The sequence below is a fragment of the Sphingobium sp. DC-2 genome, assembly GCF_000722555.1.
GTDB lineage: Bacteria > Pseudomonadota > Alphaproteobacteria > Sphingomonadales > Sphingomonadaceae > Sphingobium > Sphingobium quisquiliarum.
Map to the genome: position 1 here is coordinate 25821 of NZ_JNAC01000076.1, position 10865 is coordinate 36685.

A 10865-nucleotide genomic window follows, 5' to 3' on the forward strand; every position below is an offset into this window, starting at 1 on the left:
TGGTCGGGGATCAGGGCGTGATGGGAAGCCCCGGGTCGGGCGTCGTTTCAGGCGTCAGGTCAGCCGAGACGAAGCGACGCGGCATATTGGCGCAGCAGATCGGCTATCGCGGTCCGGGCATGCGCCTTGTTGCCGATCACGATCTCGGGCTGGAGTTCGCGGCCGAGCGGCGTGCGGTATCCGAGCGCCAACCTGCCGCTCATGTCCTCGACGATGATCCGGTGGCCGCGGGGCCGCGCCGGACCGGCATAGCGCGCGGTGAAATCCCCGAGGCGGCCCGACAGCCCGGCGGCCATCTTGCTCCAGCGGATATGGCCACCGGCAAATTGATCGCCGGGCGCTCGGCCTCGTGCGAGCCAGAGGCGGAACTGGGCTCGCTGTTGCAGCGCCGAATTGCGCGTGCGCTCCATTGTTCGGGTGAGCGGGAGGATATCGGCGTCCGCATCGAGCCGTTCGAGTTCAGTGGGGTCCACGACGACGAGAATATCGGAATAGTCGCCTTGGCGCAGAGTCTGGCGCGTCACCGTCGCGTCGGCAGGCGTAGGCCCGGACGAGAGCGAAAAGGGGCGGAGCCCGGTTTCGGCGCTAACGGCATAAAGCGCGATAGCTTCGTGTCCGGGTCGTTCGCGTAGCATGGCCAGGATGCCGATTGTGCCCGTCGCGAGTTCAGTCGCGCCGAGCAGAAGGACGCGGCGATGCCAGGATGCCGGTGCCGGGACGTCGGTGGGGTGCGACCACTCGCTGGGGAGCGGCCGTCCCGGCTGCGCATTCTCGGTGCGATTGGGCTCGGAGGGTGTGGCAGCGAAAGCTCGACGGGCGACGTCGAAAATGTCGTCTGGTTGGCCGCCGCCATCCAGAAATCCGTGGCGGTAGGCAGGTCGTCGGACATCGGGATCCCCCGGTCGTGGCGGCGACGGCGGCCTGGATTCCCATCCCGCCCGGGCAGCGTAGAGTCCGTCGGCGTAGGCGACGGCAGCATCCCAGCCATAGCCATGGACGTCACGGCCGTGGAGGATCGCGGGGTTTCGGCTGTCGGTGCTGCCCTGGGCGATCTGGCGCTCGATGCAGGCAAAGTTCGCGGCCACGCGCTGGCGCTCGGTTTCCTGGGCGATCGCTTCGTTGAGGGGACGAAGCGCCTGAACCCGCTCGCGGGAACGCGCCATGCGGGCGTCGAGGGGCGCATCGTTCGGCAGGTCGGGGAAACGGCGCCAGGCATCGGCCAACGCATGGGCGTGATGAGCCGGACGGCCGCGCGCCATCCAGCATCCCGCATCGGCGGGATCGAAACTGTCGGTCATGACGATCTCCGGCCTGGAATGTCAGCGGCTGGCGAGAAGCAGGTCGAGCGCGCGCGCGAACACCGCGTCGCCGGCGTCGTTGACGATGACCGCGGCGGGATTGGTGGCGCACACGGCGCGGGCGACGATCGCGAGCGGCCGCTTGCGCAGCGGATATTGCAGGATTTGATCGTTTTCGATCGTGACGATGTTGGTGCGTAAAAGGCGCTTTAGGCGCCGGGACTCGAGTTCGCGCGCGAGAAGGTCGGCTACCTCGATCTCGAGATCATGGTCGCAGCCGAGATTTTCATCCAGGGTGCGCACCGGCCGGTTGGCCTTGAGCCAGGCATCGACCTCGGCCACGGTCCACCGGCCAACCTGGTGATAGAAGTCCGCTCCGCCCGTTCCCTGGTTTCGGGCATGAAAGGCGAGTTCGCCTTCGATCCAGACTTCCGCCGAGAAAGCCGCGGTTTCCTGCGATAGCGCGGCGCTGTAGGAGATACGCCGTAGTTCGATTTGCATGGGGATTCTCCAGACTGCTCCATCATGCGGAGCACCCTCCCCTGTTCCCTCTCCCCCTTTCTAGGCGCAGCCCGGACTGTCGCCCGCGCCGCAAGGCCGGTATTCGGCATCGTAAGAGCAGCTGTTCTCGAATTCGGGATCGTCGGTTTCATCGACCAGATAGCCGGTGACCTCTTCAGCCGGCTCCGCCTCCAGCACACCAGCGGCGTTCGGAAGGAGACGAACGGGGAATATCCCGCGTCCGACGATCGCGTCAGCCTGCCGCATGGCGTCCGCATGATCATCGGCGGTCACCGCGACCTTGACTCTGATCGTCGTATAGACATGGACATGAAACCCTCTCATGCCGGGAGCTCCGACCAGCCACCGGCGTCGCTGATCCAAACCATTCCGAGCGCCCGGAGCGGCATTTCCATGCAATCACTGGTCTCAGCGAGGGGATCGCGCACGAACACGCTGCCGCGGTCGTTGGCACGCTGCGGGGCGCGTCCGCCGAGCACCATCAAATCGTTGGCCCCACCCGGCATGGGGACGATATCCCCCGGCCTGACCTTGGCGGCCAGCACCCGGCCAATGGTATAATGAAGGGTCCAGCCCCTCTGGGAAAGTGACGCCATGTTTGGTCTCCTTGTGTGAATTTGCGAAGGCGCGATTCTCCCGCCGCTCCGCCGGACTGGCGTGCGGTTCCGGCCGGTGCAGGCCGACTGACACGGGGTGATGCGGGTAGGTTCAGTCGCCGCGCGGCAACGGGATCGGGACGGCCTGACCGCTGGCGAGGTTGAGGAATGCGCCGGCGTGACCGATGGAGCCGCGTCCGAGAAGGTCGAACAACAACGCCAGGGCATGGCTCGCAACGACGCGGTTGACGAACAGCGACTGGCGTTCAAGCGCTTCGGCGACCGAGCAGGAAGGGGCATCGTCGTCGGGCAGGTTTTCGTCGGCGAGTTCGGGGAAATATTCGAGCACGGTCGGCAGGCGATGGCGGTGCTTGTTGGAACGGTGCTCCGGGGAGCCTATGAGGTATTGCCCGTCGCTCGCGCGATTGCCGAGATCCATCCAATAGGCGGGAACGGTCCCGCATTCGGCGAGCGCGGCACCGATCGCGCGGCGGGCCGATGCCGTGTCGACACAGGTGATGACGATGTCGGCGCCATCCATACTAATGGCTTCAGGGGCGCGGCCGTGCACTGCCTGCCAGGCCAGGCCGTGTGCGAGGTTGATCCGTTCGGTGAGCGTGCGGGCCTTGGAACTGCCGACGTCGCCCCGGTAATATGGCTGCCTGCCGAGATTGGCTTCGGTCACGATGTCGTCGTCAATCACGGCGACATGCAGCGATCGCGAGGAGATCGCGCGCAGCGCGGTGTCGAGCGAGGCGAGTCCCATCAGCATCTGCCCGCCGTTTCCGCCGCAACCGACCAGCAGGATGTTGATCGTGCGATTATCGAACCCGGCGGGCAGATAATGACGATCCGTGAGGTCAGTCGGCATGACGGTCTCCTGAAAACGGGCTCCGTGGTAACGGCAGGAACATGCCGTCGGCGCAAAGGCGCGCGAGCATCACCGGGCCGCCGGGGTCACCGAGCCAGCCGACGACGATCGCGATCTTCGTCGCATGGGCGTCATCGGCATCGTCGGTGGTGCTGAAGAAGGCGGGACCGACCCCGTGGCTGTGAAAATCGCAGAGGACATGCCAATCGGGCTGCGGGACCGGCGTGCGGTAGACGAGGCGCGAGGGCGTGGCTTCGTCGATGACCGGAAACTCCACTGCGAATTCCCGGGTCGCTTCGTTCCAGAGAACAAACGCCGCGGCTTCATTGGGCAAGGCTGCGCGAAAATGATCGAGAATATGATCGAGATGCTCGCGTGGAATGAGCCCGCAGCGCAGTTCGGCGCGGCAGGCGCCCGTGCTGCCATAGGGCACGTGGAGGGAAAGCGGCGTCGTGATCGGGAAATCGAGTTCCAGCCAGGGCCGGCGCAGGACGAGCATGACGCCGTCTATCCCGATCGCAAGGCCGCGCCCGGCGCGGGCAGCGCGCAGCGCGTCGAGGGCCGGCGATCGCCCCTGCGGCGGAACCGGATAACAGGGCACGGCGGCAAGGACCGCGGCCGCAGTGGGATCGTCAGCAAGCACGGTCATTGGTTCGCCCCTCTCGCAATGAGCTTTCCGAGAGTCATCGGATCGGTCCGGGTTGCTCGCCGGGAGGCCTGTCGTGTCCGACCGGGATCGAATGGCCTGAGACGCCTGACCGGAAAGCGCTTCGCCTTGCGCGCGGCGAGGTCGTCCCAGAGCCGAACCAGACCACCTTTGCCGGTGATGGTCAGTTCCTGTCCGGGATTGGGGTGGGTGGACCAGCTATCGAACACCCCGCGCTCGAATTCCGGGATGGAGGCTGTCGTCAGCGTTTTTGGCTTCGGAATGTTGCCCCAGCAAAGTTGCCCGTCGAGATAGACATTGAGCACCGGCGAGTGCAGCACCGGGGTATCGATGCCGGGGCGTTCGTTTGCCGGCAAGGCGTAAACGCCGAACCCCGATCGGGTCGCGATGAACAGATGCGGCGGATACGGGACCGGCATAGTGGTTCGCGCGGCGAGCACCTGCAGGCCGGCGGGCGGATCCGTGAGAGCGAAATAGGCCGGGCGAACCTGGGTCGGGATCCACCATGCGAGCATGTCGGGATGAGCGACCAGCACATTGTCAGGCAGGAATTCGGGAAGAGCGGTCCGGCCCAGGGCCTCGGTCCATTGACGCAGATGCGCGCGCGACAGCGATGTGCCCGCGCCGATGATCGGCTTTCCCTCATCGTCATGCTCGATCGCATGGATGCTGGCGAATGCGGCGGCGCCCGCGCGAGCGGTGGCATAGGGACTGGCGTTGCGGATCGGCTGGCTGCGGTAAAGGAGAATGGCGTTGGTCAGCGCGAGGCCGCCGGCGGTCGCTTCGAACTGGGTGCGGTGGTCGGACATAAGGAACCTCAAAGGTTGGCTGGATCGAGCTGGATCAGGTCCTGCGCGGCGAGCAGGAACCGCGCGCCGACACGCAAGGACGCGAACCAGTCGTCGATCGGGACTGAATCTGGCAAAGGGCAGAAGCCGGCGATGTCCATGAAGCCGTATTCCATCCCGTGGCGTCCGACGTCATCGACCTCGCGTGCGAACTGCTCGACCGGAACGAGCGTCAGCGGGGGCAATGTCGAGCATTCCTCGATGCCGGGGAGATACTCTTGGGCAATCTCGATATCGAATTGCCAGGCGCTGCGCTCCGGTCGGAGTTTCCCGAGAGCGGCGTACGCCTTGCGGAGTTCCTCCAGTTTCCGGTGTAAGCCGTTCGGAAGTTCCGCCGATGCCCCCGCGTTTGCCGCGATCATCCAATCGGGTCGGCGAGACTCCATGTTGGATGGCAGAGTGAGTTCCTCGATATCGTCAGGATCCATGCCCTGATATTCGACGATCCACTGCCGCGCGGTTTCATCATCGGTCGCGCCGTCCCAATAGTACATAGAGATTTCATCGAAGAGGTCCTGGTAGCCGAAGATCGGAAGGGCGCGGCCCAGCATATCGTCGAGGGCCTTGTAGGCTGCGGCGCGCCAGGGAATGGGCGCATCGCTGTCTTCGATCCATCCGAGGTCGAGTTGCCCCATGCTGTCGCAGATCACCGCGATAGCCGGCGGATAACCTTCGTTCCCGTGAAGAACCGCGACCCTGAAGTCCGCGAATTCGACGGAGCCCAGAATGTCGAGCACCGCCTTGTCGAACAGTCGTTCGATGCGCTGGCGCGCCTGGTCGCGAGTATAGCGTTTAGCCGTCGTTTCCCGAGACGTGGCCCAGCGGCCTATCAGCTTGTGATGGGACGCCAGTGGAGCATCGAAGAGGGCGGGAATGTCGCCGGACAGTGCAACGGCCCGCCCCGCGAGGTCAGCCGAGGGGTGGAAGGCGCAGGCCCGGTGGCGGCGGGAGCGGCCTGGGAGCCTTGCTCCCGCCGTCCCCGGACGCGAGAAGGATGCACGCGTGGAGCGCCTGGGTTTGCTCGCTGCAGATTGGCTGGGTGAATTCGGATGTGTCGCCATTGCCGGGCTCGATCCATTCGATGAGCGTTTTACGAACTGCGGACGGGATCGCCGCGCTGCTGCCGCGCGCCACGGTCAGCCCTTGGTGCCGACGGCGCGCCGGTATTCGGTGACGTGAGCGCCGCCCGACACGCCGGCGTCGACCATCTCGGCGTTGAGAACCGCGGGGTAGAGCGTGGCATGGTAGGCACGCAGACCGTCGGGATCGTTGGCGAGATGCGGCGGAACCGGAAGGTCGATGCCGTCATAGCGGTACGCGCGGGTGAGATGGTTGATCTGCATGAGGTAAAACTCCCGGCTTGGGTCGTGGCGAGATTTGAGCGGAGTCCGGTCAGAACAAGGTGGCGGGTTGGTCCGGTTTGGCGTCGACCGGCGGGGTGACCGCGTGCTGGAGCTTCGGAGGACTCACAGGCACCGTCGTCTTTGCTGTCGCGGCCTTCGTGGCGGCCTTGGCCTTCGCGGCCTCCGCTGCGGCGATCCTTGCGTCCTCGGCCGCCTGGCGCTGATCGGCGATCTGGTCGGCAAGGGTCTTGCGCGTAGCGATGAGCTGGCCGAGTGCGCCGTCCGATCCACGGCCAAGTTCCGCATCGATCTCCACGGCGGTTGCGGTGATCGAGATCGGGCGGGTCTCGCCGGATTCGAGACCGTGCTTCGCGCCTTCCGCCTTGCGGGGAATGACGGTCAGCGTGACGGTATCGTCGGGGCCGGCGACAAGATCGAAACCGAGCGAATAGTTGGCGAGAAGCGGCAGCAGGTTGGCAATCAACATGGGCGTTGGTCCTTGTCTGGAAGGGTGAGGGTGTCGGTCAGGCGGCGATTTGCGAGATGGGAGCGTCGGCCGGCTGGGCAGCACGATCCGGGGGCGGTCCATAGGCGCCATCGAGCGTCATGCAGCCCGGCAGACGTCCCGCCCAATCGAACCCGATGCGATTGAGCATGCTGGTGACAAGCTCGGTCTTTTTCGATGCGAGCAGCTTGGCGAACCGTTTCTCGCCGACATGCGCGATCAGGCCGCATTCCTGGGCGATGAACTTGAGCTCTTCCTTTGTGTAGCGCTCGAGAAAGGTCTGATCGACCTGCCACGTCTCGCGCAAGTCGACCTCGAACACTCTCGCAAGGTCCGCGACATGATCGAAGCTGAGCACATCCTTGGCGTAAGCGCCGCCGATGACGGCCAGCACATTGGCGGCCCGCGCATCGGCAAGCGCCCGGATTTCCGCGATCTTGCCCTTGAAGTCGAGGTCCGGGAACGAGGCGCCGACGAGGATGCCAGCGCGGGACGTCAGCGTGTCGGGCTTGATCTGCGAAAGCGTGCCCGACATCGCCGCCACAAGGATCGTGGTCCGGGCGTGGACAGCATTGCCCGCGAGCGCACGGGCAAGCGCGGTTCGCCATGTCGCCTCGCGAAGCTCGGCGGTTCGGGTCGCGATCGACCTGGCCGTGACGGTCGGCTTATGCGCCGTCGACGCGGCCGGCACGGTCTCGGCAGTGCGTGGCGGGGGAGGCTCGCGGTTTTCGACAGCACTGGATGATATGGCGCCGCGTTCCGGCTGCGGCTGGAGATCCATCGATGGCGCGGGTTCGACGGTGACATCGTCCTGCGCATCAGCGTCGGCATCATCGGCAGCAGGAGGCATCGCTCTCCTGGCCGCCTTCGCGGCGCGCTCCTCTTCCTCGAAACGGATCACCTCGGCGGCTTCGGTCTTGAGCTTGAAGCATCCCGGATTGGTGCAATGGCCATCATCGACATGGGTTTCGAAAAGGACTTGCTGCGCCGCCGAGTTGAACGGACAGGTGGCGCACTCGGTCTTGTCGAAACAGGCGCTCGCGAGGCTATGCGTGATGCGCATCAGTTCCTTGCGCGTATCGTTCACGTCAAGATTCAGGCGCAGGATCGTGTCGAGGGCCGTGTCCTGCTTGTCCTTGGGGATGACGGCGAGCAGTTCGGCGTGACCAACCTTGATCCGGCGCTCATCGAGGGCGGTCTTAGCGGCGTCGGTGAGTTCAGCGAGCGCCAGGCGGCGATCAAGCTTGGCGCGGGACCAGGCCAGTCGCCGTGCGGCCTCGGCGCGGTCGCCGTTGCATGCCGCGAGGTAGCGGACGGCGGCATCGGCCTGCTCGGTCTCCGACGGATCGTCACGGTCGTCATTCTCGGCGATCGCGGCATCGAGCGCTTCCTGGTCCGTCATCACGCGGATGATGACCGGCACTTCGCCGTCGAGCCCATAGACTTCCAGCCCTGCCCTGTACCGACGCTCGCCGGCGACGATGGCATAGACGTCGTCCTTCGGCCGGAGCAATATGGGCTGGAGTATGCCGCGCTGCCGGATGGAAGCCACCATCTCCTCGTGCTTCTTCCGGTCGAAATACCGGCGGGGATTGTCGCCCTTCACGATACTGGCGAGCGGCAGCGTGGAGGGATAGCTCGGTTGTAGCGAGGTCAAGGCTCGTCTCCTGTGTGGATTGTAGCAGGCTCGCGTTCAGGGTTGGCTGGACGCCCATGCCGCTGCGCGTGTCGGAATGTGCGGGACGCGGCCGATCATCAGCCTGCATTCCGCAACCATCTCCCTCCCCCTCCCCCTTCCCCTCGCCCGGTAGAGGTCGTTCCAGTCATTGAAGCCCGGCGGTGGAGGCAGCGGCTCGATCGACCGGCCGTCTCGCGCATGCGCCTGTTTCGCCCGTGCCGCGCCGCGCCGACCGGAAAGGTCGTTGTCGTGAAGGAGGAAGAGGCGTTCAACCCGCTCAGGCACAGTGACCAGGGGGAAGCGGTCAGCACCAAGCGCGGCCCAGACGGGGATGCCGAGCAGCAAATGAGCGGACCAGGCGGTCTCCCAGCCCTCGGCCAGCCCCAGCACATCGGTGGCGGCCCCGAAACGGACGGTGCCACCGTGCGGGCGACCCAGCATCAGTTTGGGCGGATCGAGATCAGTGGCCGGCAATCCGGTCCGGGGGTCGAGGAACAGCCGTTCGAGTGCTATGACGCCGGTGTCGGCTTCAACGGCGGCGAGCAGCGCCGGACGGAAACGGACGTCGGCGCCCCGGCCGAGCGGCACATGATCATGGTAGCGCAGCGCCGGATGCGGCTCGTTGAAACCACGCGTCGCCATATAGACGCCCGCCGGCGTATCGGTAACGGCACGCGCTTCCTTCCAGAGCGAACGGATCCGGCCGGCCAACCGTCGCTCGCTGCCATCCGCGCGTGCGAATTCCGCTTCAGCGTCGGCCGTCGGGATAGGCCGCCTGTCGCTGCGCAGCGCGCGGATGACATCAATCGTGGAACAGCCGGCAAAGCACTTGAACAATATGCTATGCTCGCCGACCCGGACCGACAGGCTGGGGCGATGGTCGTCGTGCGCAGGGCAACGGCACATCGCGCCCGATGGCTTCCATGTTCCACCGAGTGATTTGACGATATTGGCGGCAGCGGCATGCAGGCGCGGATCGGCGCTCGTGCGCGACAGGGCCATGGGAGGAACTCCAGCATAGGGAAAACTCCCTCGCCCCACTCCTCCTTCTCTTCAGGCCGCGGCCGACGCCCGCTGTCAGTATGATCGCAGGTCGTATCAACGGGTAGCGCGTGCCCGTTTCACCGGCATAGCACTGAACGCTACGTCGGCCTATTGATCGACTACCGATATCGGCTCCGAGCTTCTAACGCCGAAACTGGCGGACACCGTCAATCGCGATGCAGAACGGGACTTCCTGCCGGGCCCCGTCTGGAGCGTCTCCGCATTTGCGGGCGCAGTCGTGACAGGTTTGCGCATATCCGGACAGCAAGGTCTGGAAGCAGGCATCCATCTTATCCCGCCCAGTCGCCGTCAGCCGAACATATATGCGGCGTTTGTCGAAGGGATCAGGGAAGCGCTCGACGATGCGTTGCGCCTCCATCTCGGCAAGGCATCGCCGACCGGTCATCTCCGACGCTTTCGACGCGAGGCAGAAGCTGGTGAGAGAAGTCTTCAATCCCTGGCTGTCGCGCCAGTAAAGATCGAGCAGCATTTCGCATCCTGGATCGGAGCATAAAGAGCCGAACATGGTGGCCGACTCCGCTCTTGCGCTGATGATCGACCTGCAAAGAGGTGCAAAAACAGCCGGACGGCCTGTGTCGTCCAGCATGGGTTCAATTCGGGCTTCCTGTCGCATGGGCATTCGCTCTCCATCCCATTCGGGTGCATCGGGCGAACCGTGCCGATGCCCCAACGTCTGGTTGCCCCCCGGCTATTCTGAACAAAATAGTCCAATGAGCATGATGCTCGAATTCATCCGTCCGGCAAGGTGCCTTTCGGAGGGGAATTTCGGTGCCGAATTGGTTAACATAAACGAATATTCCTACGTCCTCTGCCCCTTTAACGATGCAGGAGAACATCTCGCGCTACACCGCAAAACCATGGCAATACCCGTCCGGCAGCCGCGTCGCCTTCTCTATGGCGGGATGCCCAATCGTATGCGGCTGGTTTTCTTGGCAAAGCATCGCAACTGATGCCTTGCCCGCCTGCGTCGCCCATGCGACCATGTCGTTATGCCTTAAGCAATAGAGCCGGACTGATCCATGCACGACGAGGAGATGCAGCTTACACCGGAAATGCGTCAGACGATGGCTGAGCCCGATCCCACCGTTCTGGCCATAGAAAAGCTCATCCATGCCGCCAAAGGAGATGATAGAAAGATCGAAAAAATCGTGCGTGGATATTTGCGCAATGCGATTTTCGTTTTCCAAAGCCACATGGTGAAACGTGCGCTGCGTGATCTCGATCTCAAACAAGATGAGTTGAGCGATGAACTGCTGGCGCAGATCGCTGCCGATGCAGGCGGCTATATGGGCAAGTTTCGGGATTGGCTTCTCATCGAGCTGAACCGCGCCAACGGAAAGCCAAAGTCGACAAACTAGCGCGCGGTCCTGTGCCCGACGGACGAGAAGCGTGAGCCCGCCCAGCAGCATTTCCGTGGCACATTTAGAGCCTGATTCGAAATTATCCGACGTATTTTCATGCTCTTGCGATCC

General features: G+C 64.4%; 14 protein-coding genes. All 14 read right to left on the minus strand.

Annotation, left to right across the window (positions count from 1 at the left end; all coding sequences use genetic code 11):
- Positions 1 to 59 precede the first annotated feature (59 nt).
- Complete coding sequence (locus ET21_RS0117280; RefSeq protein WP_013846904.1) at positions 60 to 1298, minus strand: hypothetical protein; 1239 nt, start codon at positions 1296 to 1298, stop codon at positions 60 to 62.
- 21 nt (positions 1299 to 1319) lie between these two features.
- A complete protein-coding gene (locus tag ET21_RS0117285; RefSeq protein WP_013846905.1) occupies positions 1320 to 1799 on the minus strand; it encodes a hypothetical protein in 480 nt (159 codons plus the stop codon).
- A 60-nt stretch (positions 1800 to 1859) separates the two neighbouring features.
- Complete coding sequence (locus ET21_RS0117290) at positions 1860 to 2144, minus strand: hypothetical protein (protein ID WP_013846906.1); 285 nt, start codon at positions 2142 to 2144, stop codon at positions 1860 to 1862.
- Complete coding sequence (locus ET21_RS0117295; RefSeq protein WP_013846907.1) at positions 2141 to 2416, minus strand: hypothetical protein; 276 nt, start codon at positions 2414 to 2416, stop codon at positions 2141 to 2143. The genes ET21_RS0117290 and ET21_RS0117295 overlap by 4 nt, the downstream gene beginning before the upstream one ends.
- A gap of 112 nt (positions 2417 to 2528) precedes the next feature.
- Positions 2529 to 3287 carry a PRTRC system ThiF family protein gene (locus ET21_RS0117300; protein ID WP_013846908.1) on the minus strand — a complete coding sequence of 253 codons (759 nt, stop codon included), beginning with the start codon at positions 3285 to 3287 and terminating at the stop codon, positions 2529 to 2531.
- Positions 3277 to 3936 carry a PRTRC system protein A gene (locus ET21_RS0117305; protein WP_013846909.1) on the minus strand — a complete coding sequence of 220 codons (660 nt, stop codon included), beginning with the start codon at positions 3934 to 3936 and terminating at the stop codon, positions 3277 to 3279. Before ET21_RS0117305 ends, ET21_RS0117300 begins: the two co-directional genes overlap by 11 nt.
- Complete coding sequence (locus ET21_RS0117310; protein ID WP_013846910.1) at positions 3933 to 4763, minus strand: PRTRC system protein B; 831 nt, start codon at positions 4761 to 4763, stop codon at positions 3933 to 3935. Before ET21_RS0117310 ends, ET21_RS0117305 begins: the two co-directional genes overlap by 4 nt.
- 8 nt (positions 4764 to 4771) lie before the next feature.
- Complete coding sequence (locus tag ET21_RS0117315) at positions 4772 to 5863, minus strand: hypothetical protein (protein ID WP_013846911.1); 1092 nt, start codon at positions 5861 to 5863, stop codon at positions 4772 to 4774.
- 75 nt (positions 5864 to 5938) lie between these two features.
- Entirely contained in the window at positions 5939 to 6145 is a 207-nt protein-coding gene (locus tag ET21_RS0117320) for a PRTRC system protein C (protein ID WP_013846912.1), read from the minus strand.
- A 49-nt stretch (positions 6146 to 6194) separates the two neighbouring features.
- Positions 6195 to 6632 (minus strand): PRTRC system protein E, encoded by a 438-nt coding sequence (locus tag ET21_RS0117325; protein WP_013846913.1) that lies wholly within the window; start codon positions 6630 to 6632, stop codon positions 6195 to 6197.
- 37 nt (positions 6633 to 6669) lie between these two features.
- Positions 6670 to 8307 carry a PRTRC system ParB family protein gene (locus tag ET21_RS0117330; RefSeq protein WP_013846914.1) on the minus strand — a complete coding sequence of 546 codons (1638 nt, stop codon included), beginning with the start codon at positions 8305 to 8307 and terminating at the stop codon, positions 6670 to 6672.
- Between the two features lie 36 nt (positions 8308 to 8343).
- Positions 8344 to 9330: a toprim domain-containing protein gene (locus ET21_RS0117335; RefSeq protein ID WP_013846915.1), complete on the minus strand. Its 987-nt coding sequence runs from the start codon at positions 9328 to 9330 to the stop codon at positions 8344 to 8346.
- 184 nt (positions 9331 to 9514) lie between these two features.
- Positions 9515 to 9862, minus strand: a complete 348-nt coding sequence (locus ET21_RS26710; protein ID WP_030540648.1) for a hypothetical protein — start codon at positions 9860 to 9862, stop codon at positions 9515 to 9517.
- Positions 9863 to 10235: 373 nt separating this feature from the next.
- Positions 10236 to 10865 (minus strand): hypothetical protein (locus tag ET21_RS28565; protein ID WP_237751589.1); only part of this gene is annotated, 630 nt, incomplete at its 5' end.